Origin of the sequence: Pseudomonas sp. JY-Q, from assembly GCF_001655295.1 — a bacterium.
GTDB classification, from domain to species: Bacteria; Pseudomonadota; Gammaproteobacteria; order Pseudomonadales; family Pseudomonadaceae; genus Aquipseudomonas; species Aquipseudomonas alloputida.
In genome coordinates this window covers 808,900-834,219 of the sequence record NZ_CP011525.1, presented here as the reverse complement: position 1 = coordinate 834,219, position 25,320 = coordinate 808,900, and the positions used below count along the sequence as shown (strand labels likewise).

At 59.4% G+C, this 25,320-nt stretch carries 19 protein-coding genes and 1 pseudogene; 4 read left to right on the top strand and 16 right to left on the bottom strand.

What is annotated here, in order from left to right; all coding sequences use genetic code 11:
- Window positions 1-2: 2 nt before the first annotated feature.
- Window positions 3-2,468, bottom strand: a complete 2,466-nt coding sequence (dpdF, locus tag AA098_RS03695) for a protein DpdF (RefSeq protein ID WP_082916842.1) — start codon at window positions 2,466-2,468, stop codon at window positions 3-5.
- On the bottom strand, window positions 2,465-5,557 hold the full coding sequence (dpdE, locus tag AA098_RS03690; RefSeq protein ID WP_082916841.1) for a protein DpdE: 3,093 nt from the start codon (window positions 5,555-5,557) through the stop codon (window positions 2,465-2,467). The genes dpdF and dpdE overlap by 4 nt, the downstream gene beginning before the upstream one ends.
- Window positions 5,558-6,061: 504 nt before the next feature.
- On the opposite strand from dpdE, the gene AA098_RS29070 reads away from it, so the two are divergent.
- On the top strand, window positions 6,062-6,346 hold the full coding sequence (locus AA098_RS29070) for a hypothetical protein (RefSeq protein WP_156747505.1): 285 nt from the start codon (window positions 6,062-6,064) through the stop codon (window positions 6,344-6,346).
- Between the two features lie 22 nt (window positions 6,347-6,368).
- On the opposite strand, the gene AA098_RS03685 is transcribed toward AA098_RS29070, so the two are convergent.
- Complete coding sequence (locus tag AA098_RS03685; protein ID WP_003249877.1) at window positions 6,369-7,049, bottom strand: EcsC family protein; 681 nt, start codon at window positions 7,047-7,049, stop codon at window positions 6,369-6,371.
- Window positions 7,050-7,353: 304 nt separating this feature from the next.
- The gene (locus AA098_RS03680) at window positions 7,354-7,614 is read right to left on the bottom strand and encodes a hypothetical protein (RefSeq protein WP_064613845.1); all 261 of its coding nucleotides are present in this window, start codon (window positions 7,612-7,614) and stop codon (window positions 7,354-7,356) included.
- A gap of 119 nt (window positions 7,615-7,733) precedes the next feature.
- Here AA098_RS03680 and AA098_RS03675 point away from each other — a divergent pair, with 119 nt between their 5' ends.
- The gene (locus tag AA098_RS03675) at window positions 7,734-8,609 is read left to right on the top strand and encodes a WYL domain-containing protein (RefSeq protein WP_014859377.1); all 876 of its coding nucleotides are present in this window, start codon (window positions 7,734-7,736) and stop codon (window positions 8,607-8,609) included.
- 101 nt (window positions 8,610-8,710) lie between these two features.
- Here AA098_RS03675 and AA098_RS03670 read toward each other — a convergent pair whose 3' ends face one another.
- The 7 genes from AA098_RS03670 to AA098_RS03635 form a co-directional block, all read right to left on the bottom strand.
- Window positions 8,711-9,448 (bottom strand): hypothetical protein, encoded by a 738-nt coding sequence (locus AA098_RS03670; protein ID WP_003249871.1) that lies wholly within the window; start codon window positions 9,446-9,448, stop codon window positions 8,711-8,713.
- Window positions 9,449-9,609: 161 nt separating this feature from the next.
- Complete coding sequence (locus AA098_RS03665) at window positions 9,610-12,003, bottom strand: TonB-dependent siderophore receptor (RefSeq protein ID WP_064613844.1); 2,394 nt, start codon at window positions 12,001-12,003, stop codon at window positions 9,610-9,612.
- A gap of 487 nt (window positions 12,004-12,490) precedes the next feature.
- Window positions 12,491-13,243: a hypothetical protein gene (locus AA098_RS03660; RefSeq protein WP_064613843.1), complete on the bottom strand. Its 753-nt coding sequence runs from the start codon at window positions 13,241-13,243 to the stop codon at window positions 12,491-12,493.
- A 478-nt stretch (window positions 13,244-13,721) separates the two neighbouring features.
- Window positions 13,722-14,174, bottom strand: a complete 453-nt coding sequence (locus AA098_RS03655; protein WP_004576149.1) for a hypothetical protein — start codon at window positions 14,172-14,174, stop codon at window positions 13,722-13,724.
- Window positions 14,175-14,534: 360 nt separating this feature from the next.
- On the bottom strand, window positions 14,535-15,926 hold the full coding sequence (locus tag AA098_RS03645) for an amino acid permease (protein ID WP_003249863.1): 1,392 nt from the start codon (window positions 15,924-15,926) through the stop codon (window positions 14,535-14,537).
- Between the two features lie 560 nt (window positions 15,927-16,486).
- Window positions 16,487-17,833 (bottom strand): glucarate dehydratase, encoded by a 1,347-nt coding sequence (gene gudD, locus AA098_RS03640; protein WP_060537887.1) that lies wholly within the window; start codon window positions 17,831-17,833, stop codon window positions 16,487-16,489.
- A 19-nt stretch (window positions 17,834-17,852) separates the two neighbouring features.
- A complete protein-coding gene (locus tag AA098_RS03635; protein WP_003249859.1) occupies window positions 17,853-19,205 on the bottom strand; it encodes an MFS transporter in 1,353 nt (450 codons plus the stop codon).
- A 259-nt stretch (window positions 19,206-19,464) separates the two neighbouring features.
- Here AA098_RS03635 and AA098_RS03630 point away from each other — a divergent pair, with 259 nt between their 5' ends.
- Window positions 19,465-20,166 carry a FadR/GntR family transcriptional regulator gene (locus tag AA098_RS03630; protein WP_003249857.1) on the top strand — a complete coding sequence of 234 codons (702 nt, stop codon included), beginning with the start codon at window positions 19,465-19,467 and terminating at the stop codon, window positions 20,164-20,166.
- A 71-nt stretch (window positions 20,167-20,237) separates the two neighbouring features.
- Here AA098_RS03630 and AA098_RS03625 read toward each other — a convergent pair whose 3' ends face one another.
- The 4 genes from AA098_RS03625 to AA098_RS03610 form a co-directional block, all read right to left on the bottom strand.
- Window positions 20,238-21,248 (bottom strand): NAD(P)-dependent alcohol dehydrogenase, encoded by a 1,011-nt coding sequence (locus tag AA098_RS03625; RefSeq protein ID WP_010955388.1) that lies wholly within the window; start codon window positions 21,246-21,248, stop codon window positions 20,238-20,240.
- Window positions 21,249-21,412: 164 nt separating this feature from the next.
- Complete coding sequence (locus AA098_RS03620) at window positions 21,413-22,003, bottom strand: HAD family hydrolase (protein ID WP_003249853.1); 591 nt, start codon at window positions 22,001-22,003, stop codon at window positions 21,413-21,415.
- Window positions 22,000-22,869, bottom strand: coding sequence for an acyl-CoA thioesterase II (tesB, locus tag AA098_RS03615; protein ID WP_003249851.1), 870 nt, complete (start codon window positions 22,867-22,869; stop codon window positions 22,000-22,002). Before tesB ends, AA098_RS03620 begins: the two co-directional genes overlap by 4 nt.
- 149 nt (window positions 22,870-23,018) lie before the next feature.
- Window positions 23,019-23,588, bottom strand: coding sequence for a GNAT family N-acetyltransferase (locus AA098_RS03610; RefSeq protein ID WP_003249850.1), 570 nt, complete (start codon window positions 23,586-23,588; stop codon window positions 23,019-23,021).
- A gap of 179 nt (window positions 23,589-23,767) precedes the next feature.
- Here AA098_RS03610 and AA098_RS03605 point away from each other — a divergent pair, with 179 nt between their 5' ends.
- On the top strand, window positions 23,768-24,454 hold the full coding sequence (locus AA098_RS03605; protein WP_054888847.1) for a histidine phosphatase family protein: 687 nt from the start codon (window positions 23,768-23,770) through the stop codon (window positions 24,452-24,454).
- Window positions 24,455-24,791: 337 nt separating this feature from the next.
- On the opposite strand, the pseudogene AA098_RS27910 reads toward AA098_RS03605, so the two are convergent.
- Window positions 24,792-25,201 (bottom strand): annotated as a pseudogene (locus tag AA098_RS27910) (DDE-type integrase/transposase/recombinase); the annotation flags it as partial.
- Window positions 25,202-25,320 lie beyond the last annotated feature (119 nt).

Below are 25,320 nucleotides of genomic sequence, written 5' to 3'. Positions count from 1 at the left end.
ATTCAAATTTCCCTTTCAAAGTCGACCAAATCCCTGCTATTGGAATCACACTCCCACCAATTCCGGTACGGGTGATATGGATCGCCAAGAGTTTCGGGGGCAACTATCAGTCTTGCTGTATCCTCAAAGCCTCTCGTAGGGAGGTGAACTTCATCCGGCATCAGCAATACCAACTCAGTCCACCCCCCAGCAGTATCGAATGGCTCTAGAGCACACCAGAAAGGTAGTGCTTTAAAACCAGCATCCTTCTTTATTTCATCCAACAAGGCCCGACTGGCGCGGACAGCCTGCACCTCCTGACTGCGCAGAAGTGTCACCATCCATCGCCGCCAGTTATGAATCAAAGCACGAGGAGTGACACTGCGATAACTCTCCGTACGGTATCGGATCCTCTGTAACTGGGATTCCGGCATCCACTTGGGCATTACAGGAGGCACCACGCCCACTACATGGAAAGACGCGCCCAATGTTGGCGTAAAGGGCCCCCGCCCCTGAGAACGGCAACCAGGGCATCCACCGCAACTGCGTTCAGGACTGACGCCATCCAGTCGGTAGAACTCTTCCAACAGTTGGCACATCGACTGATCCGGATCATCCAAGCACTGGCGCAAACTGGCGAAACCCTCTGCCATTGCCTGTTGCTCACGAGCACGTTGTGGATCGACATATCGTTGCCAAATATCTTTGGACTGATGGGCATCTATTAGGATTTCCACATCGATACGGTCAAAGTAGTTGTCACTCTGCAGCGCGTCAGTATCGTCAACTGCGGTGTTTTCGTAATCAGCCTCGGGCGGCGAATAGCGCAAACGAATCAGGCCTGCTCGTTGCATCAGAAGCAACGTACGTACGTTCCATTCGGCGTTACCTTCGCTACGACGCCTCAAATCGCGGCGTAACATCGACAGAGATACACTGAAGCAACCATCACTGCTGCGTCGACGACTTTGCAGCAAGGTGTTCCAGCGATCCAATCCCACTTCACTAGAAATCAGCCGTGCCCGAGATATCTGCTCCGCCACTTTTATCTGGCCCGGGTAGAAAACCAACCAGGACCAACAGGCATTACCGTCTCGCCCGGCACGCCCCGCCTCCTGATAGAAACGATCCAGATTTTCTGGCACTGCCGCATGCAATACCGAACGGACATCTCTCTTATCCATGCCAACACCGAAGGCGGACGTTGCAACCATGATGTCCAGATGGTCATCCTGCCACAGGCCAATTAGACGCTCGCGCTCCTGGGTGTTGGTTTCTCCGTGGAATAGGCCAAGCCGACGGAAGCCCTGCTCGACCAACTGATCCCGCCAGTTCTGCGCATCCGCCCGGGTCGTTGTGTAAAGAATCAGAGGTCGAGGCAAGCGCCATAGCAAGTCCACGACAACCTGCCGATGCTCTTCTTCTGCAGGAGTTCTGAGGACATTGAAGTCCAACTCTGGGCGCAAAAAACTGCCATTGATCTCGATAGCCTGAGTTCCTTCGGGAACGAAGGCTTCCTTCAACACCTCCAGAGCGGCGAAATTAAACGTAGCTGACATCAACAAGGTGCGGATGCCGCTTGATGAGTGCTCTCTGAGGGAGTGGAAAAGAGGGGCTAGCAGTTGGAAATCAGGACGGAACTCCGCACCCCATTGGCCGACCAGATGCGCCTCATCGATTACTAGCGCACCCAGCAGTCCTTTTCCGGCGAGTTCGAACAACGATGGTCTAAGGCCCGATATAGCGGACTCGGGCGCACAGAACAAGATCCGTTGAGTGCCGCAACGTAGACGCTCGCGAATCTCTCGACGCTCAGTTTCCTCCTGCCCCCCGATCCACACGTAACTGCCGCCGTGATCGCATCCTGCAGCCTCTAGCACTTCCCCAGCACGCACGGCCTGCTCGATGGCAAGTCCGGTCGTTGGCACAATGACAAGAACCACTTTCTGCCTATAGGCAAACAGACTCAAAGCATGGACAGCCAGTGTCTTGCCGCAACCCGTAGGTAGGTTGATGAAGACCGTACTGTCATCCGGAGAGGTCAGCAATGTCCGCACTGCAACTTGCTGACCGAGGCCGTTGTAGTTGCTAAAACCAACACGGCCCAAAGCACTGCTCAAGGCCACGTCTACCTGAGGCTCGTGGAGGAATCGGCGACGTTGACGTCTGTAAACTGCCAAGTCCGTTTCTTCGAAAGCAATCTTCAACCTTATCCGGTCGGTCAACGGATCTTGAGCCAGCCCCACTCGGGATAGGTGTTGCTTTTCAACGGAACCAGCAGGCAGTTGAAGCAGCAAATCAGTGCAGCCATGAGCATGAGCACAGCCGAAAGCATCACGGCAAGCGACGGCGCGATCGGCCGAACCCGCCTTGGCGTCGCCAAACACCATCAGCATGCGGAGAAAGTACGGCTCGACGACTGTCTGCTCGGATGGATACTCTGGTACTAGTAGCGCCGCCTGCAAGGCGTTCCATTGGGCCTGAATCATTCATTCCTCCACAGATCTTTTGAGCACAGGATCTGGGCGCGTACCGCCATAAGGTGCACGTGCGGTTCAAGGACGGAATCTCGCAGAGCGCCTATCTCCTCCAGGATCCTCTTTCGACTCAACTCAGTGATACCCAGCACCATGCGTTTCCATTCGCCTACAGGTAATAGAAACTCCAACTCGGACCAGACATCATGGCGCAGATTGATATCCTGGAAGATGGCGCCCGCGGGCTTCTTGTAAGGCCATTCCAGGGATTTCAATTTGTTTTCGTCCTTTACCAGGCTGCCGTCTTCAGCGAGCCAGTGGCCATACACCGCAGGTGCCAGTAACTCATCGGCGATAACCTGTTCCTGATACGTGCAATCCGGCCGGGCAGCAGTTACCAGCCACTTCAAATGAAAGAAAATCTTTGGCGCCTGTAGTGCACTGCCGTTAAGAACTCGCAAGAATGCGCAGGCTGCCCCCCGCGAATCACCAGCGGCCAGTTCATATATGGAATCCACGAACGGTTGGCCGTAACGGAAGGGGTACACGCCCGATTGAGTTGAGGCCTGCTGCCGCAAGAAGCTCATGGGGGCGGTGTATGGCGGGTTACCACTTTCCGGATCAATACCCGTGATGCAACCTTCGATAAAGGTCTTCACGTCCACCAGAGTACGACCGCCACGCTCAGCGGAGTCAAGGCCGAAGCCCAGCCTGAATTGATGCTGCAGATCCCCCTCTAATCTGAAGTTTATACCGCGCGTCATCCAGGCACACATGCGGCCAATCTGCTCCTCGGCTATTTCGTCCGCCTCAGAAATTCTTTCGGCGAAGTCCCGTGCCTTGGCGACATCCTCGTCCAATGCAAGCAATTCTTCCTGTACTTTCACGCGACGGCGCTCACGGTCCAACAGGCCGCCCTCGCCCCTCAGTTGCTTGGCGCAGACAAGTAACTCTTCATCGCCAGATCGCGCGACTGCCTGCCAAGTTTTTTCGAGGTGCTCTTCCAGTACGTACTGCAAACTGGCCACCGTCTGATTGAATACACCTACCGATGTGTCAAGTAGATCTAGCCACCGTCTGAATAAACCATCATTGTCAGACATCAAAACTAAACTTTCTACAGGCCTGATGCCACGCAGGTTTGCGCTGTAACGGTTCAATCGTCCCAAGCGTTGTTCAACGCGACTGAACGATCTCGGCAGACTGTAATGCACAGCGAGTTTCTGCCCTCCATGCAGGTTAAGACCATCTTCACCACCTTGATCGCAAACCAATACCCGCACAGAACCGCCCGACTGCAAGAAATGCAAGTCGCGGTCGGAAGAATTGCGCTCTATACCTACAGACAGAGCGTCACCGAGCGTAGCGGCAACATGATCCGCGACTACTTCGTCACCGCAGAAAACAACCACCTTGCCCTTAGGATTGCAGGCCAACCAATCTTCCAGACTCGTGATCAAACTTCGATCTTTACACTCCTGCTCGATTGAGGCTTGCTTGGATATTTCGGCAAGAAACTCTCGCTCGGTTGCTTCAAGGGTCGCTGCTAATTCGCTGTCGAACTTATTAGCCCGCTGCTTAACCAGTAATGGATTGTCCAACAAGTCGTCAACCCAGTTCAGGTACTCTCCAGAACTCATTGCCTGGAACTCATCAGGATCCCGACAGGCCTGACTGCGGTACTCTTCCAACAACAGATCCAATGGCATGCTGCGTGGTTCTATCGGCCAGTATTGACGGCGCAAACCAGCCAATCCTGGAAATAACTGCGCGAGATGCCCCATTTCCCGGCGGTTACGAAGCATGCGCTGATGTAGGCGGTAGTGTTCTCCGAGGTAATGCCGCAAGCCTATGATTTTGTGCTCGCGCTGCTCGCCGCTCTCCTCGGCGAAGAGATCCACAAACGGCATCAAACTGCCGATTCTCTCATGCAACTCCTGATCCTCAGGGAATTTCCCCCGCAGATCATGCAGTGCTTGTTCCAATGCGGCGTTCGAGTTACCCGGGGTCAGTGCGCTATACAACCCACCTAGCCATTCACGCTCCTTGACTCGAGCGATGAAACGCTGAACCCCCGCTTCCGAGATCTCATAAGCTTCGGGACTCAAGCAGTGCAGCATCGCCAAGAAGTTCCTTTCGTTCCCATTCAACGGGGTTCCCGACAACAACAGAGTCACCTCAGCTGCCTGGCAGGCCTCCGCCAGTACCTGAAACCGGTCATTCGAGTGTTGCTCGGAGGACCAGGCCAGCGGCGCTAATTGATGCATCTCGTCAACGACAAACAAGCTAGGCTGGCCACTCTCCCGCAAAGCCGTCTCCAACTGTTCATGACTGCATACTCGAATCAGCTGTTCCGATCGATGCTTTGTAGACATCAACTCGCCAAGATGAAATCGGCCCTTTAATTCCTCATGCCACTGAGTGACAAGAGAAGCCGGCGCCGCAATTAAAACATTGGCGTAAAACTTCTTCTGAAGCACGTGCTCACGGATGACCAGGCCAGCCTCGATTGTCTTGCCCAAGCCCACTTCATCCGCTAGCAAGTACTTAGGGCATGGGTCCTTAAGGATGCGCCTAACTACGGCAATTTGATGCGGCTCCAACTCTACGCTGCTGCTGGTAATCGCACCGATGGAGCGGCAAGCCGCCCGCTGCTCAATATAGGCTTCGAGGAAATCCTGGCGCAGCGGGAAGAAAAAAGGCGCGTCGTTGGCCCTAGCCGCCAGGAACGCCGAAGGATCGAGCAAATCCTGCGCTCCGAGGTTCAGGCAGTAGATCTCATCAATATCGACCACCGCTTGATCGTTATCGTCAGTGCGAAAGATCACCAAGTGCCGATTGAGTGGCCGCGAACCACCGTACCGACCACGTCGCCAGATGCCTGTCAATTGATCTCGACAATAAACGATTGCTTCCTCATAGAGTTGAGTCTTCCTAACGTCGGCTAGATCAACCTTGAGCCTCCTCGCCTCAGGGTTCAAAGGGGATTCGAAGAAGGTGACCTCGCACTCGCCTCTCTCACGATCCAATCCCGACAATTTACCAATGCCGGGAAAAGCACTAGACAAAACCAACTCACCGACGTATAAGACTTGGTTCACTTCGTCCCTCTACCAGTATTATTCCCACTTTTATCCGCCTCTCACCGACGACGTGAATGAGGCCTTGGCGTCTGACGCCTCACACGTTAATAGGCGCTACTTCTGAGGCCAACTCTTCCGATGGCTCTCACCCTATCCGCTCGCCACACCTGGGTAAAGCCACGTACGGTGTTTTTTTGCCATCATAGCTAGCACACGCCTGCAACCATCACCTGAGCCCCGCAAAAAGGGACGAACAGCCAAACTTCTAATCGCCTGACAGGTACACCCTGCCTTGCCTGATCCTTGAATAACGCCAATGTATTAGCAGAATATCCATGGCGCGATTCGCTGCAGGAATCAACAAAATTTAATCCTTTAGGACCTATCCGTATGCGCCTGGCCGTGCGGGTAAACTTTTCGAACAGGTCGAACCACGCTAAAGATGCGCTACTGAAAAGCGGCAGCACGACATGAAGTATCTACCACGCTATGAAAGACGGCGCTCTAATGGAAGTTAGTACCGTGACCGATACTGTGCGTGACGTCAGCGATGCATTGGCATATGGTCAACCAAGCTTTCCATGCTCACGCAAAGCTCTGGTACTAAAATTCAAAGAATCTGCCAAGCCAATCTCAGGTTTAAAATTCGGGGATAGGTATTCCAAATGGTATTCCATTTTTTCACAGAAGAAATTTCCACTTAATCTTCAGATGGATAGATCCATTTCAACTCTCCCCGGCCCACAAAATACAGCACAAGCCGACACCCCAGCCTTCAGCCTGCCCCCCCCACAAGCACGCCGCTAACCGTTTACCCAAACCCCAACCCTCACTCCATAACGCCCTCTTCTTTAAGGCTCAGCCGAAACGTATCCCGAGCAGTCTTCCCCACATACTTCGTCAGCGCATAATTCGCCGTGCCGCCCACTACAACCCCAATCCCAAATGGAATCACTTTAGCGGCAGCCTTCTGGGTGAACGTAATCCCGATCTTCTTGAACAAATCCTTGATCACTTGCAAAACCGGACCCGTGAGGTACTTCTTGACCATCCGCACCCCAGCTTTGCTGGCGATTCGGGTCGTTCCCGTAGTCCCCATCTGCTCCAGGGAACCGTAGAGGGCGATGATGTACGACATGTGCTTGGCGTCCTCATTGGACATCTTCCCGTTGATCGCGACCGCCAGGCACATCGTCATATCAATCTGAAGCTTCATGCACACCGAAATGTCCGCCAGCCCGCCGCCCACAGCACTCACCGCAGTTCCGATACCCGGGATAACACCCGGCAGCGCAGTGGCAGCACCAGAGGTGGCGGCCAATTTTGAGTAGCGGCTGATAATCTTGTCGACCACCGTGTCCTCGATTTTCTGCTCCGAGGCAGACGGCGAGGCCTTGCGCGCCTGCGCCTGGTACTGGGCGACCAGCTCCCGCGCATCTTGGGGACTAATGGCGATGGCTTCCACCATCTTCATCAACGACGAGCTGCTTTCTACTACTTCAGTGGTCATGCCGGATTCCGTTCGTAAAATGGTTTGCCAACTGCCCGCAAAAGCGAAGCATGGGTATCAAGGCGGTCAACATGGCGTCTGGCGCAGGGTCTCACACGATCCGATACTGGCTTCGCCTCTAAAGGTCCGTGCCCCGCGCAGGGCTGCAGCAGCCCTTAGCGCTCAAGAAGCCGCATGGCTGATGAGGCATAATGCCATCATTTGATTGTAAGTCTCCACCGGGCCATGTGAAATCGGTTTTGAACCGTTCCGTAGGCGTTCAGCACTGCACCTGCCCAAGCAGCGGCCTATTCAAAAGCCTCCCTTAACGGACTTGTGTCACAGCCATGTCCTGCAAAATGACCACCTTGCGCTGCAACTGCGCAACATGCTCTCGCTCCGCCCGCAACGCTGACCGTAGCTCGCGGTTCTCCATCTCCCAAATTTGCAACCAACGCAAATCCCGCTGGCAGTGCTCCACCTTCTTGCCAAGCTCCCCCAGCTTCAACCCTTGCTGGATCAGCACCAGCAGGATGATCCCAATTGCCACCAAGGCCCCCGTCGCAACCACTTCCGGCATCGTCATGTTCATGTCCTTTGATGCCTCCGATGCATTCCGAAGGCGAGCCAAAGGTATGTAATGAAAAACTACACGTCTAGAATGTAGACTTATACAGGTAAAGTAATCGCGCACATGGAGAGGGTATGAAACGCAAGCAATCTATCGAGCAGGTACGCTGGGACCTGGCACTTCGCTATCGTTTGATCGAGACCGTTGCCTGGTGGGAAGGCCGGCTGACCACGGGGCACCTGATGCAGAGCTTTGGCATCAGCCGCCAGCAGGCGTCTAAGGACATCAATACCTACATCACCGAACATGCGCCCGAAAACTTGACGTATGACAAGCAGATCAAGGGCTATGTACCGAGCGAGCAGTTCGAGCCACGGTTCATCGACAACAGCGCCAGCGCCTATCTGCACCTGCTGTACCAGAACAATGAGCGCGCCCCGCACATCGACGGGCTGGCACTGGCCTATGCGCACACCCGGGTGCTGGAAGTACCCGATCGCCCAATTCGGCCAGAGGTGCTGCGCCCTTTGCTCAAAGCCTGCCGTGAAGGCCTGCGCCTGGAAACCGAATACGTGTCCTTCAACACCCCCAACGTCGAGGTACGCCTGATCGCCCCGCACACGCTGGTGTACACCGGCATGCGCTGGCACGTACGGGCTTACTGCGAAAAGAACGGCCAGTACCGCGACTTCGTGCTGAGCCGCTTGCGCGGGCAGCCGGACTTGCTCGACGCATCGCCGAACACGCGCGAGCAGGATGAAGACTGGAATGTGGAAGTGCCCGTCATCTTCGAACCTGATGGGCGGTTGAACGCGGCGCAGAAGGCAATCATCGAAACCGACTTCGGCATGACGGATGGGCAATTGGTGGTACCCAGCCGCAGGGCGTTGGTGAAGTATGTGTTGCAGCGGTATCAGATCGACCACCGCAACATGGCGATACTGCCCGAGGCCCAGCAACTGGTGGTGAGCAACCTCAAGGAATTGAAACAGTGGTTGATGAATGACTAATAGCTGAATGCCGGGGCCGAGAATTGCTGCCGCAAGTCTCAGCCCGGCACCCGCGCTCAGCTACGACGACCTGTTCCAGCGCTTGCTGGGGTTATCAGGGCTCATTTGCGCAGCAGTTCGTGCCTGAAACGTGCTTCCAGCGAGGGGATTTCAAGCAACACATCTTCGTCTTCCCACACATCGTAGGAGCGTTCCATCTCAATGTTTCCGGCCATGAAATCTTCATCGAATGGGGCATCATCATCGATTTCCTCGTAGAGCGACGAGGTGTAGCCCTTGATCCAAAGCTTGCGCTTTTCTGCACTGACCACATAGCCGGAAGAATACTCACTACCCAGCAGGCGCTGGGGCTCCGCAGAGCCTTTACGGCCAAGGGCGGTAATGGCAATGACCAGATGCGCCAGTTCATCCATGTCTGGGCAGACAAACTCATGAAACGCTGGCCAAAACTCCATATCGGCGTCAGAAGCGCGCCAACCTTTCGCATCGTTGACCTCGCTCAGGTCTTCGTAGGGGTGCGAATGGAACGTGCCGATGAGCTCCAATTGCGGCCAGTACTCTGCGAAGAAGTCGCGCTTCATCGCGATGGATTCGAAATCGGGCTTTACCCATTCCGAGTGCCTGAGTGCCGAGGTTTCGACCGTGGCGACCACCGCAACCAGGCGGGCAGGAAGGTTGTTGCGCACGGGTAAGGCATACCCCCACAGCAAGCCGAATGTTTCGAGCTTCTTGTTGCTTCGTCCCCGCGCGTGCGCCCTGTGCGACACCTCGTACGCCTCGATCGCCGAAGTAAGCAACTGCGGCAGGACATGATCCTCAATAATTACCTGTGTGCGCATTTATTCCTTCCTGGGAGTTGTTGATGGCTTGCGCCGCGTTATCAATGCCCAGGACACGCCAGGCAGATAATGGCAAATAGCCTTTATCCTACCTTATTTAGCTGATCAGAATACGGTGGAGGCTGGCCGAATGCCCAGCGTCCACCCGGTACACATTTCCCCTACCAGCTATAACTCACCTTCGCCGTCACCTCCCGCCCCGGGTTGTAGTAATTCGCCGTCCCCGACCCCACCACATGCTGCTCGTCAAACAGGTTGCTCACGTTCAGCGCCAGGTCGGTCCCTTTGGCGATCTTGTAGTTCAGCGCCGCATCAAACAACGTGGTCCCATCGCTCTTCTTGGTATTGGCAGCATCCATGTAGTACGCCCCCACATACCGCGCGCCCAGGCCGACACTCACGTCAGTGCCAGGTATGTCGTAGTAGCTCCACAGCGATGCGGTGTGTTTGGGCGCCGTGGTGAACTCATTGCCCTTCAAGGAAGAGCCGTCATACAGCGACCCGCGCAGCACCTCGGACTCCATGTAGGAGTAAGCACCAATCACGCTGATGTCTTGCGTGACTTGTGCCTTGGCTTCCAGGTCAAGGCCACGCACGCGTGACTCGCCCACCGTCTGCTGCTCGATGATGCCGCTTGGCAACACCACGGCAATGGTGACGTTCTCCTGGGTCAGGTCATAAACAGCGGCGGAGAAGAGTGCGTCCATGCCCATGGGCGAGTACTTGATGCCCACTTCGTATTGCTTGCCGGTTTGCGGGGTAACGCCCACTTGCGGGGGCGAGACGGACTCCACCATGCTCACGTAGGTCGACACTTCATCGTTGACGATATAGGTCAGTGCCGTGCGGTAGGAGGTTTCGGAGAAGTTGTCCTTTTCCGTCTGCTCGCCACCGATGTATTCCTTGCTCGACAGGTCCATCGAGTCGTTACGCACGCCTGCGGTCGCGATGACGCGATCAAAGAACGACAGATTCTGCTGCAGGAAAACCGCCTTGGTGGTGGCGTCATTCTTTTTGCGGCTATAGGGCGTGATGCCGCCGGGCACGCCAGTGAACACCGGGTTGGCGATGTCGATGGAGGGCGCCAGGCCGTAGACCGAGCTCTGTTTGGTCGTCGAGTCGAGGTACTCGACGCCCACCAGCGTGCTGCTGTCGATGTGCTCGAACTGGGCATCGTACTGCAGCATCAGGTTGCCATTGAGCTGGTCGGCATCGCTGTCGGTGCCGAAGACGTAGCGTGGAATGGTGGTGCCAACACGCGAGGCGTTGTCGCTCAGGTAGACATAGCCGAAGTCATCGGTCAGCTCGCTGTAGCGCAGGTTGCTGCGCAGGGTGAAGCCGTTGTCGAAGTCGTGGGTAATGTTGCCGCTCAGGCTGGTGCGCTCGACATCGTGGAAGTTGTAGCCGGGCTCGCCGTAGAAGTCGCTGCGGTCGTACTCCTTGTCCAGCGGGTAGCCACCGCTGTTCGGCGAGCTGTTGGTCTTCAGGTAATCCAGCACCACCGTGGCCGAGGTAAAGTCGGTCGGCGCCCAGGTCAGGCCGCCCATGACGAAGCGGTTATCGTCCTGCGAATGGTCGTACTCGCGGTCGCTGTTCTGCATCTTGGCCGTGAAGCGGCCGGCCAGGGTTTGTTCGTCGTTCAGCGCATCGCCTACATCGATCCCGGTTTCGGCATGGTCATAGGAGCCGTAGGTCACGTAGCCTTGGCCAAACTTCTCGAAGCGCGGTTGCTTGGTCACGAAGTTGACCGAGCCACCCGGGTCTGCCGGGCCGAACAGGGTGGAGTTGGCACCCCGCAGAATTTCGATACGCTCGTAGGCGTAAGGGTCTTCGCGCACACCGCGCATCGAGCTGAGGGTCAGGCCGTCTCGGTAGGTGGTGGCCTGGAAGCCGCGGATCAGGAAGTAGTCGTTGCGGTCGTCCGAACCGTAGTAGTCGCTGACCACGCCGGGGGTGTACTGCAGCGCCTCTTCGGTGGTGCTGACGCTGCGCTGCTGCATTTCCTTGTTGGTCACCACCGACACGGACGCGGGCGTGTTGAGGATGCTGGTCGCCACCTTGCCGCCAACCCACAGCTCCTTGGCAACCACCGAGTTGGCGTCATCGTCGGCGCTGGCCTTGACCTTGGCATTGATGATGACAGGTGCCAGGCGGTAGTCCTCGGTCGCGCCCAGTTCCAGCGGGCCGGCAGGCTTTGGTTGCGGTATTACCAGGTACGCATTGGGGCCCTGCGGCTCAATCTGCAACTCGGTTCCGCGCAGCAGCGACGACAGTGCCGACCGTGTATCCAGCGCGCCCTGCACCCCGTTGGTATTGCGGTTGGCCACGTTCTGCGCATCGAACGAAAGGCTGATGCCCGCCTCGCGCGCAAAGCGGTCCAGTGCCGGCGCCAGCGGGCCCGCAGGAATGCTCCACTGCTTGAGCGGGTTGTTGTGATCAGCGCTCAAAGGCTGTGCAAGCGACGGCAGTGCGTAGGTGCTGACTGCCAGGCCCAACAGTGCAGCATGCAGGGCACGACTCAAGGGGTGGCGCTGTGGAACCGGGGTAAAACTCATTCTCTCGCTCCGTGTCGGGGGTCGGCGGGCTGGCCTGTAATCCGGCCTTCTCTACATGCCGAACGAGAATGAGAAAACACCTCATTTATTTTTACACTGGGCATCTTGCGCTAACCACCCGCCTACCCCGATACGAAACCGCGTGGTGGATGGCCTTGCGTTGACCCAATCGTTGCAGGGAATGGACGGCACACGGGCTGCGAAGCGAGCGTACCCCGATCGACCCGCTTGACCTCAGGGCGCATGGCGTTCTTGGCCATTTCGTCAAGTCGTCCCGCAACGCCCAGCGCTACGAGAGGCAGCAATACCCCGCCCAGGTGTGCGCGGCCTGGGTCTGTATGCCTGTCGAGGCCCTGGCTGCTGGCGCCACGAGTCCCCCAACCGCCTCCGACAGCCCCGCCAGCGGAACAGCCAGCACCCTGGCCCCTGAGGCTGATCAATTACATCTGGCGCAATCCCTGTAGCGGCCTTGTGTCGCGCATGTCATTCATGGCGCCGGGGCAGATTCGTCGACATCCTGTTCGGGTGCAGCCGACTGCAGCATGTCCATGATGAACCGCTGCGTTTCCGGCAGCAGCTTGCCGAACACCTCATCCAGTTCAGGGGCGACCTGGATTTCGCCTGCACGCAAATCCCTTGCAACCTGGTCCTGGTAACGCTTCACAAAGCGTTGCCGGATGTCCCGCGCTTCGGGGTTATCGCCGTGAACCAGTTCTTCCAGTAGCCCTTGCACCGCCCGCATGAACACCAGGCTGCGCTTGTATTGCAGCTGCCTCAGCCTGGACTGCTCGAGCGCAGCTGCATAATGCATGTCCATCACCTCGAGCCTTGCCTTGAGCAACTCATTACTGCTCTGCAGGGCTGCAAATGCTTCGGACTCGCAAGCCGTCGGTTTAGCCTCAGCGCGCTTGGCCGCGCCGGCGACCAGGGACAATTGCTGGTACATCAGGTCGATGATGGTTTTCTGGCGCTGCACAACAGCCCGAAGCTGCACCGCCTCCTCGAAGTACTGCCTCACGTACCCCCTGAGTGGCTCCAGTTTCTGGTTAGCACATACCACCCCTGCGTCCCAGCCTTGCGCATAGCCTTGAGAGCGCCCCTCGTCGAAGCCCTCTTTACGACCTTGCTGGCGCCCCTGACTGCGCCCGACATGCAGGTTGGAGATTGCATGATCGAGCGACCCGGTATATCCACCATCCAGTCCGCCGCCCGCTCTACCCGTACCCCAGTTATTGTCCATTTCGCCATCTCCCTGGTTCGACGCGTCCCTAAAAAATGCGCCGCTAGATTCTGGTCAATGCCAAACCCGATACTGTCGACCGGGTTCAACGCATGATCTTTACCTCGCTCCCAGCTGCTTGCTGGGCCTCGGCCTGAGGCAAGGCAAAATTGCCCAGCCGAGTGCCACGCAGTAACGCCACGCAAACCTGTATGCGCTGAAAGGCGTCACGCCATGAGCTTCAGGACACTGGCTGCAAGTTTCTGAAAACGTTCAAGGACGCCCTGGGTATCCCTGCCCGTTTAAGCCAGGTCATCGCCGCCGCCCCCAAGCTACGCATGCAGGTGCATAACACCGCCCGTCATCGCCTCATCACGCATGGTGCGCTGGCAGGTGTGGTCGCAGCGTCTCGGTTTCGACCAGGGCAGCGAGCGCAACGGTGAGGTCAGGGGCGGGCGTGGTAGTGACGGCCACTACGAGGGTGAACATCGGCAGATCATCAGCCCTGATTCAACTTCAGAATATGCATCTTTATGGCCTGCCCGGCGGCATCGACAAGGCTCATATAGAACGCCTTGCCCAGGCCGAGCAACGGTGATCCCTTCAATGATTCAGCCGTTGCCTTCAGCGTGATGACGCCGAATTGCTCTGCGATGGTCTCAATACTGCGCTGGCGCTTCCCAGGCTGGTCGTACGGCTTTTGATACCACGTGGCAATCTGGTACTGGGCGTCCTCTCTTTCGAATGCCGCGTACAAGTGCTGGGCCAGCGCAGTAACCGTTTCACGAATCAGCCCAGGGTCGGTATCGTGATTATTCAGCAATGCCTCGAAAGGGGCATTGGCTACCGCCAGAAGATCTCCGATGGTGTAACCCGCCATCGGTGGAAACACACCAGGCGGCAACTCGACGGCTGCGCCATTCGCTAAAGTTGAACTGCCTTCGTCGTGCATAAAAAGCTCCTTTCTCTTAGCGCGAAGCGCTCTTGTATCCGTGCAAAGCATCCCTGCACGAGAGTGACGAAACGGTGAAGCTCACCACATACTGCATAAAGTCACCAGGCGCAATATTGGCCGGGTACGCGCCTCTGTCGACAGCCGAACGGTGGGTAAGTACGGCATCACAACTCTCCACAGCGGCCAGCACGGGCAGGATGAGTTTACACATGGTCATGCCAGTTTCCTTACTTGAAAAGTCTGCTGGAGCACACCAGAAGAACCGCCCCATGTCTTGCTGCTGAACCTTCGTCTGGCCAAAAAAACAAAGGGCACCCATCCTCGGGTGCCCTTTGCCTTACAGCCAGGTGAACTGAATCACCCCATCGATCGCGCTGCCACCGGTTGCGCATGGCCCCTCGACGTCACGATCCCCAGGAAGGAAATCACGATCGCCAGGCCCAATGTCGAGCTCACTTCCGCCCGATGCTCAGGCGTGTACATCATCACCGCCAGCGCCCCGGCAATGAAAATGATCACCGCCCAGGTCAGGTACGGGAACAGCCACATGCGGAACTTCAGTTCGGTGTTCTCGCGCTCCAGACGGCGGCGCATGCGCAGCTGGGAGATGGCGATAACCATGTACACCAACAGGGCGATGGCGCCAGAGCTGGCCAGCAGGAACTCGAACACGCCCTTCGGCGCGAAGTAGTTGAGGACTGCGATGGCCGCACCGATCAGGGTGCTGCCGAACACTGCAGCACGCGGTACACCGACCTTGGAGGTCTTGTTGAGGAAGGCCGGGGCGTCACCGCGCTTGGCCAGCGAAAACATCATCCGCGAAGCGATGTAGATGGACGAGTTCATGCAGCTGGTAACGGCTACCAGCACCACCAGGTCGACCATGAACGCGGCGTTGGGGATGTTCATGATTTCCAGCGCACGCTGGTACGAACCCACCACCGCCAACTGCGGGTCGTTCCACGGCACCACCGAAATGATCACGAAGATCGACAGGATGTAGAAGGTGCTGATACGCCAGATCACCGAGCGGGTGGCCTTGGCGATGTTGCGCGACGGGTCGCTGGACTCGGACGCGGCGATGGTCACTGCCTCGGTGCCGATGAAGCTGAACATCACAGTGATGAACGCGCCGACCACCGCCGACCAGCCCTTCGGTGCAAAACCGCCGTATTCGGCCATCAGCCCGCTCAGCCCACTGACCTCGCGGTTGGGCAGCCAGCCCATCAGCGCGGCAAAGCCCAGGCCGATGAAGCCCAGGATGGCGGTGACCTTGAGGATGGCGAACCAGAACTCGAACTCGCCGTACTTGGCCACGCTGAACAGGTTGGTACCGGCCAGCAGCAACACCGAAGCCAGGGCGAAGATCCAGCTGTCCACCTGCGGGAACCAGGCGTTCAGCACATGCCCGGCGGCCAATGCTTCGATAGGAATCACCAGCACCCAGAACCACCAGTACAACCAGCCGATGGTATAGCCGGCCCAGCGGCCAATGGCCTGGTCGGCATAGGTGGAAAACGATCCGGTGTCGGGGTGTGCCACGGCCATTTCGCCGAGCATGCGCATGACCAGTACCACCAAGGTCCCGGCCACGAAATAGGAAATTATGGTTGCTGGGCCAGCTGCCGCGATGGCATGGCCAGAGCCGACGAAAAGTCCGGCGCCGATGATGCCGGCGATGGACAGCATCGTTACGTGACGTGGCTTGAAACCTTGTGCAAGGTTGCCATCAGATCCCACGGTGTTCATTGATGTTGTTCTCTTTTTGCTGACACAAGGAAGGACGGGCAGGCGTAGGCGAAAAATATCTCCTTTGAAATCAATAAGTCGACACGTTGTTCGCGCGCTGTTGTTGATATTTGGCACGCGTCACAGAGCAAGGTGTCAGTGCGGTTCGGGGTTCATTTAATCCCCGCATGGCTGTGGGGAATTACACGAGAACGCCACGGAACTGTTCGATCACGACAGGGCATTTCCATCAACGCCAGATGTCGCGAATGGCATATCCGATCGCGCCACAGGCCCAAATGGAGCTTTTGTTTTTCATTTGAATGTGTGTTGCCTGTGCCGGCCCTTTCGCGGGTGAACCCGCTCCTACAAGGGTGCGGGGCGACGGTACCGATTGATGAATGCGGTGGCGGCTGCGACGGTGCCGATTGGTGGATGCGGTGGCGGGTGCGGCGGTGAATGACTGGGGGTATTGGGCGGCAGGGTCGGCCTATTCGCGGGTGAACCCGCTCCTACGACGGTGCGGGGCGACACCACCGGTTGATGTAGGAGCGGGCTTGCCCGCGAAGAGGCCCGCAGCCTCAACGCACCAGGCAAGGCCGTTTGTTATCGAAGCTCCAACCCGGAATCAGGAACTGCATCGCCACGCTGTCATCCCGCGCACCCAGCCCCATGTTGCGGTAGCACTCATGGGCCTTCGCCAGCTGGTCTTCATCCAGTTCCACGCCCAGGCCCGGTCGCGCCGGCACTCGCACATGCCCGTCGACAATGCGCAGCGGCTCACGGGTCAGGCGCTGGCCATCCTGCCAGATCCAGTGGGTGTCGATCGCCGTGATTTCACCCGGCGCCGCAGCCGCCACCTGGGTGAACATCGCCAGCGAAATATCGAAGTGGTTATTGGAATGAGAACCCCAGGTCAGCCCCCAGTCGTTGCACATCTGCGCCACCCGTACCGAACCCTGCAAGGTCCAGAAGTGCGGGTCGGCCAGCGGAATGTCCACCGACTGTAACTGAATGGCATGGCCCATCTGTCGCCAGTCGGTAGCGATCATGTTGGTCGCAGTGGGCAGTCCGGTGGCACGGCGGAACTCGGCCATCACCTCGCGGCCCGAGTAACCGTTCTCGGCGCCACAGGGGTCTTCGGCGTAGGCCAGCACATTGTGCTTGTCGCGGCACAGGGCGATGGCCTCCTTCAGCGACCACGCGCCATTGGGGTCGAGCGTGATGCGCGCTTCGGGGAAGCGTTCGGCCAGCGCTGTCACGGCCTCCATCTCTTCTTCACCACGCAGCACGCCGCCCTTGAGCTTGAAGTCGCTGAAGCCATAGCGCGCCTTGGCGGCCTCGGCCAGCCGCACCACTGCTTCCGGGGTCAGGGCCTTTTCGTGGCGCAGGCGAAACCAGTCGTCATCGCTGTCGGCTTCGTTGCGGTAGGCCAGGTCGGTCTGCTGGCGGTCGCCGATGTAGAACAGGTAACCGAGCATCTTCACCGCATCACGTTGCTGCCCCTCGCCCAGCAATGCTGCCATCGGCACATTCAGGTGCTGGCCGAGCAGGTCGAGCAACGCCGACTCGATGGCCGTCACCGCATGCACGGTGATGCGCAGGTCGAAGGTCTGCAGGCCGCGGCCCGCCGAGTCGCGGTTGGCGAAGGTCTGGCGCATGGCGTTGAGCACACGCTGGTAATGGCCGATCGGCTGGCCGACCACCAGGCTGCGGGCGTCCTCCAGGGTCTGGCGAATCTTCTCGCCGCCGGGCACTTCGCCCAGGCCGGTATTGCCGGCGCTGTCGCGCAGCACCACCACGTTGCGGGTGAAGTACGGGCCATGGGCGCCACTGAGGTTGAGCAGCATGCTGTCATGGCCGGCCACGGGGACCACGCGCAGGTCGGTGACCACCGGGGTACTGGTGTGAAGGGTCTGCATATTCATGGTTGTTGTCTCGCAGTCATCAGTGGGTCTGGCCCAAGGCCGAAGGGGCCTTGAGGTCATCGGAAGGGACGCCCTTGGGGCGAATGCGTACGAAGAAGATGGCAATCGCCGCCAGCACCGAGGTCACCGCCAGGCCGTACAGCCCGCCCTGGATCGAGCCAGTCTGCTGCTCCAGCAAGCCGAAGGTGGTGGGGGCAACGAAGCCGCCGAGGTTGCCGACCGAGTTGATCAGGGCAATCACCGCCGCAGCGATGCGGGCGTCCAGATAGCCCTGGGGGATTGGCCAGAACAGTGACGACGCTGACTTGAAGCCGATCGCGGCGAAGCACACGGCGACGAAGGCAAACACCGGCCCACCCGTGGTGGACATGAACATGCCCGTGGCAGCGACCAGCAGGGCGCCTGCCACCCAGGCCTGCTGGAACTTCCAGCGAGCGGAACCGGCAGCGAAGGCGTACATGGCCAGGATCGAGATCAGCCAAGGGATCGAGTTGAAGAAACCGACCTGCATGTCACTGAGGTCGCCCATGCGCTTGATGATGCTGGGCAGCCAGAAGGTGGCGGCATAGATGGTCAGCTGGATGCAGAAGTAGATCAGGCAGAACAGCACGATCTGGCGGTCCTTGAGCAGGCTCCAGGCCGACGGCCTGACCGCGCCGATGGCCTCACGCGCTTGCTGCTCGCGGTCGATGGTGGCGACCAGCGCGTCCTGCTCGGCCTTGCTCAGCCACTTGGCATCCTGCGGCTTCGAGTCGAGCCAGAAGAACACAAAGAAGCACAGCGCCACCGAGGCCATGCCTTCAATGAACAGCATCCACTGCCAGCCATGCAGGCCCAGGCCCTGGATCTGCATCAACGCCCCGGCCAGCGGCCCGGAAATCAACGAAGCCAGCGCCGAGCCACTGAGGAAGATGGCAATCGCCTTGCCGCGCTCTGCCGCCGGCAGCCAGCGGGTGAAGTAGTAGATCACTCCCGGAAAGAAGCCTGCTTCGGCCACCCCGAGCAGAAAACGCAACACGTAGAACTGGGTTTCGTTCTGCACGAAGGCCATGGCCGTGGCCACCAGCCCCCAGGTGAACATGATACGGGTCAGCCACAGCCGGGCACCGACCTTTTGCAGCAGCATGTTCGAAGGGACTTCGAACAGCGCGTAACCGATGAAGAACAGCCCGGCACCAAAGCCAAAGGCCGCAGCGCTGATGCCCAGGTCGCTTTCAAGGTGCGGGCGGACGAAGCCAATGTTGACGCGGTCAAGGTAGTTGACGATGAACATGATGACGAACAGTGGCAGGACGTGGCGCTTGACCTTGGCCACGGCACTGGCCAACGCGTCGCCTTCATGCCGGGCAGACGGAGCGAGGGTGTCGTTCACTTGCGGATCTCCCACTAATTGTTTTTGTGCGGGTCGGGTTGTCTGACATGGCAGTGGGGAGGAGCTTATGCGCAGCGAGGTTGTACGACAAGATCACAAACGTCGGCAAAACAGCAAAATACAAGCTGTCACAATGCCAATTTGATCAGAACATGCAAAAACACATCAACTACATGCTGAGTTGGATGCGCGAAAAATCGGCAAAAAATATTTCTATCGATTAACTTGTCGTACAAGCCAATCAAGAACCGGATCACACATGGAACCCGAACACGCGCGCAAACGCGGCCACAGCCGTGCCCACGACCTGGTTTCCAGCCTGACCCAGCAGATTTTGCTGGGTACCTTCAAACCAGGCGACAAACTGCCTTCGGAAAACACCTTGGTGCGCGAGCACGGGGTCAGCCGCACGGTGGTTCGCGAAGCCTTGTCGAAGCTGCAGGCCTCTGGGCTGGTGGAGCCGCGCCACGGGATCGGTACGTTCGTGATGGAACGCCAGGCCCAGGCCGGCCTGCGCGTTGCGGCGGAGAGCGCGGCGAATGTGCGCGATCTGCTGGAGCTGCGTATTGGCCTTGAGGGCCAGGCTGCCGCGCTGGCCGCACTGCGTCGTGATGAGGGGCAACTGGCGCGCATGCGCCAGGCGCTGGATGACTATCAGGACCTGGCCGCTGCCGGCGACAGCTGCATCGAAGCCGACCGGCGCTTTCACCTGCTGATTGCCGAGGCCACCGGCAATCTGTATTTCACCGAGATGCTGCTGCAACTGGGTAACGGCCTGATACCGCGCAACCGCATGGCCCTGGCCGAGCGCGCGGGGGCCAAGCTGGCGCGGCAAGCGTACCTGGCCAACCTGGAGCATGAGGCAATCCTCAACGCCATCCGCCGACAAGACCCGGATGCGGCACGGGCGGCGGTATGCCTGCACCTGTCCAACAGCCGCGACCGGCTATTGCCGGACTGACTGTCAGGCAGTGCAAGACGAGTATATTGGCGTGCAGGGTGGCCGTTACATCCAGCTACCCTGCCCTCACTTCACCAGGTCAGGCAGATCTTGCCGAAATGCCGGTTGCTCTCCTGGTAACGGAACGCCTCAACGATCTGTTCCAGCTCGAAATGCTTGTCCACCACCGGCCGCAGGCCGTTGGCATCGATCGCCCGCACCATCGCCTGCTGCTGCGCTCGGCTGCCAACCAGCACCCCTTGCAGCCTAATCTGCCGCACCAGCGCCTGCACCAGCGGCAACTGCCCGGCCACCCCGGTAAGGATGCCGATCAGCGAAACATGCCCGCCAATGCGCGCAGCTATCATCGACTGCTCCAGCGTGGCCGGGCCGCCCACTTCAATCACATGATCGACACCACGGTTGCCAGTCAGCTCGCGCACCTTCTCACCCCAGGCCGGGGTGCTCTTGTAGTTGATCAGGTGGTCGGCACCCAGGGCCTTCAGGCGCTCCAGCTTGGCATCGCTGGACGAGGTGGCGATCACGGTCGCGCCCGCCAGCTTGGCGAACTGCAGGGCGAAAATCGACACACCGCCGGTACCCTGCACCAGCACCGTGTCGCCGGGCTTGAGGTGATCATCGCTCATCAGCGCGCGCCAGGCGGTAAGGCCGGCGGTGGTCAGGGTGGCAGCCTCGGCATGGCTGAAACCCTGGGGTGCCAGGGTGAAGGCGGTGGCGCGGGCAGTCACCTGCTCACGGGCGTAGCCATCGATGCCGTCGCCGGGCACCCGGGCAAAGCCCTCGACATTGGCCTGGCCATCGAGCCAGTCGGGGAAGAAGGTGCTGACCACATTGTCGCCGACCTGGAACTCAGTGACGCCAGCCCCCACCGCAACCACCTCGCCGGCGCCATCGGCCATGGGGATGCGTCGCTCGCTTGGGCCCCACATGCCGCTGACCACGGCGAAATCGTGGTAGTTGAGGGAACTGGCGTGCAGGCGCACGGTAATCTCGCCGGCCTGGGGGGCCTGGGCCTCGCAGGTGCCTACCTCGACCTTGTCGTAGCCGCCGCCGGGTTGTACGTAGATGGCCTTGCTGCTCATGGGTGGGTCTCCGTATCAGAGCAAAGAATGGGGTTCAGCATAGACAGATCCGGCCCTTTCGCGGGCACGCCCACCCCCACAGAGGCACCACAGGCCCCGAGACGTGCGCAATACCTGTGGGAGCGGGCATGCCCGCGAAGAGGCCCGCATGGCCAACACACGCATCAGCCCAGCATCACCTTCAACGCTCGGCAATCCGCCGCATGCCAATCCACCAGTTCCGGCCAGGGATTGTCCGGCAGGTTCACCAGCACCGTGCGCGCCCCCGCCGCCCGCCCACAGTCCAGGTCAAAGCGGTAATCCCCCACCATCACCAGTTCGCTCGGCGTCACGCCCCAGGCGCTGGCAATCTTCAGCAGCCCATCCGGGCTCGGCTTCGGCGCAGCCTCGTCACGCCCGAGAATGTGTTCCACCGGGAAGCAGTCCGCCAGGCCGATGGCCTCCAGCGTTACATGCGCCAGCTCACGCGCATTGCGGGTCAGAATACCCAGCCGGCACCCGCGCCCGGCCAACTCGCGCACCAGCTCCACCGCCCCGGTGGCCGCCGTGGAGGCCGTTGCCAGGTCCCTTTCGTGCTCCAGCAACCAGGCATGCTTGGCCGCCGCTTCCTCTGCCGGCAAGGCCGCCAGGTGGGTGAGGATGTCGTGTTCGGCCGGGATGTCCAGCGCCACCCGAATGGCGGCGAAGTCGTGCACGGCCACGGTCAGGGTGCCGTCCATGTCGAACACCCAGTTGCGCACCTCGCCCAGGCTCATGCCCAGTCCTTGCGATGGCGAATCAGGCCTTCCTGGCTCGACGATGCCACCAGTTGCCCGGCCTGGTTGAAAATGCTGCCGCGGCAGAAGCCACGGGAATTGCCGGCCCAGGGGCTATCGGTGGCGTACAGGAGCCACTCGTCGGCGCGCAGGTTGCCGTGAAACCACAGCGAATGGTCCAAGCTGGCGATCTGCATGTCGCGCTGCCACACCGATTTGCCATGGGGCAGCAACGCCGTGGTCAGCAGGCCGAAGTCCGAGGCGTAGGCCAGCATGTACTTGTGCAGGGCAGGCACGTCAGGCAGGTTGCCGTCGGCGCGGAACCAGGCGTACTTCACCGGGTCGCCCGGCTTGGGGTTGAACGGGTCGCGCTCGGTGACCGGGCGGATCTCGATCGGCTTGGCACACAGCACCTTGTCGCGAATGCGCTCGGGCAACTGGTCGGCCATGGCACGGGCCAGTTCGACTTCGGTAGGCAGGTTTTCCGGGCCGACCACGTCAGGCATCTGCGCCTGGTGCTCGAAGCCTTCCTCGTCGTACTGGAACGATGCACTGCAGGTGAAGATGGTCTGGCCCTTCTGGATCGCCGTCACCCGCCGTGTACTGAAGCTGCCGCCATCGCGCACGCGGTCTACCGAGTACACCACTGGAAGGCTGGCATCGCCCGGGCGCAGGAAGTAGCCGTGCAACGAATGCACATGGCGCGCGTCCTCGACTGTCTGGCTGGCAGCCGACAACGACTGGCCCAGCACTTGGCCACCGTAAAGCTGGCGGAAGCCCAGGTCCTGGCTACGTCCACGGAACAGGTTCTCCTCGATGGATTCGAGGCTCAACAGGTCGACCAGGTCGTCCAACACATGACTCATCGGCGGTTCTCCGTAGGAGCGAGCCTAGCTCGCGATGCGCCGCCCGAGCGGCGCTCGATTTCACAGGCGCTGAACGTGTTACGGGCAAGCGCCTTCCAAGTAGGCAAATGATACAGCGTTTGTCATTCGCGCCGGGCATGGCAGTGCATTCAGGCGCGCAGGGTGCGCTCCCAATGCGCGCGATCGATCCGGTACAGCACATGCGGGCGCAGCGGGTGGCCGATGGGCAGGCGGGGGTGTTCGAAGCTGCCGTGCAGGTCCTGCTGCATGCCGATGGCTTGCATCACCTTTTGCGACGGCAGGTTGCATTCGCTGGTGAACGACACGACCTCCTCCAGGCGCAACTGGGCAAAAGCACAACGCAGGCAGGTCCACGCCGCTTCGCTGGCAAAGCCCAGGCCCCAGTGACGGCGTGCCAGGCGCCAGCCGATCTCCACCGCCGGGGCAAAAGGCGCATCGAAGTTGACATTGAGCAACCCGGTCATGCCGATGAACGCACCACTGTCCTTGCGCTCCAGGGCCCACAAACCAAAACCGTACTCATTGAAATGCCCACGCACGCGGCCGATCAACGCAGCCGCCTCAACGCGCGTCAGCGGCGCCGGAAAGTAGCGCATCACCTGTGGGTCGGCGCACAGTGCGGCGAACTCGCGCAAGTCATCGTCATGCCATTGGCGCAGCACCAGCCGTGCGCTTTCCAGTTCGAGGATGGGGGTCATCGGGCCTGCTCCGGTTTACCGCTTTGCAGTTTACAGCGTAGGCGCGGGCGCGGGTTTCACCCAGCCGGCAGCCGCCAAATGCAATTTTCACACGCCCTTCACCGGCCCCCGACAGGCCGCTTGGCAGGATGGCGCCACCCACCACCGCGCCAGCCGCGGCACTGCCAACGGAGCAACGCATGCTATCGAGCAACACCCTGGGGCACCCCGCCATTCATGCCCGGCGCAAGCGACGCCTGACTCGCAAAGCCGTCGGAGCCGCCCTGGGCCTGTGCATGGTCGTGGCGGCGTTGACCACCTGGCTGGCGACGAGGACGCATATCGTGGACCTTGGCAACGAGCAACAACTGACTGACAGTGGCCTGCTGCAGGACTGGGCCGACGGTGCGGTGATCGTGATGATCCGCCACGCCGAACGCTGCGACAGCGCCCCCGGCCCCTGCCTGGACGACCCCACGGGGATCACCCTGAGCGGCAGCCAGGCCGCTGCCCGCGTTGGCCAAGGGCTGCACCAGCTGGGCCTGAACAACGCCGACCTGCTCAGCAGCCCGAAACTGCGCACCCGGCAAACCGCACACTTCATACTGGGTCAGGCGGTGGCCAGCGAGGACTGGCTCGAAAGCTGCGACAGCCAGTTCGCCAACGAAGCGCTTGCACACAAACGCGCGGGCCACAACCTGGTGCTGGTGACTCACAACGGCTGCATCGACCACTTTGCCCGCCAGCAGCACGTTGCTGGCGGCGAACGTCAAAGCAACTATGCCAGCGCCCTGTTCGTATCGGTGGATGGCAATGGCAAGGCACGCATCCTGGGGCGCTTGAACGAACCGGACTGGCAACGGGTATTGGCCAGCGCCGCAAAGTAATTCAGGCCACCGCAATCCTGTGCAGGCGATTGAGCAGCAAAGCTGGCCCGGCCATGGCAAGATCAGTACCGGGCCCTGATTACGACCTCAACCATGCCGTCTGAACCGCTCCAACCGGACACCTGGACAAGACAGTAAAGTGACGTGGCGTCAGGCCCTTCTTGGGTCACACGTATCGGCAAGGCGGTCACCTTGACGTGCAGTGTTCCCGGATGGTCGACAGGCCCAGGGAAAGACACAAGGGTCGATCGAAGTGTGGGTCAGGCCACCCGGGACACTCCACGACCAGATCATCCATCATCGGTCTATCGCTGTGTGAGTCAGACCCTATGGAAACACTGGCCAGTACATTCTTACTGTCTGAATAAATCATCACTTGCTGCTGTGGCTTGCGTCGCCAAACGGCCATCAACATCGCGTCGATAGCCAGGTCGCTGCACACCCTTGGCTTCATTGACCAACCAATTACTTGGTGTGAGAACAGATCCAGTACTACCGCTAGGTAGAGCCACCCTTCATAGGTGCGGATGTAAGTGATTTCTGTCACCCAGACCGTGTTCGGCTCACTGACCTTGCACTGCCGCGCGAGGCGGTAGCCGTACACACCTCCGCTTTCCAGCCAAGCATGTTTGATCAAGCCAAGCAGACGTTGATCTTCTTTTGCTCGGGCAGATTGAGGCTCGGTCAGCCAGTGTAGTAGCCGCTGGGGTGTACCTTGAGGGTTTGGCAAATGCGCCGCACCGGGTAGCCATTTACGCGCCTAGCGCGGTAGATCTGCTAGCAAGAGTTTTTGGGTCGGTTGGAACACGTTCACTGGGGCCATTCAACGATTAAGAATTGTCTGATGTCCGATTGCCGGCTATCCG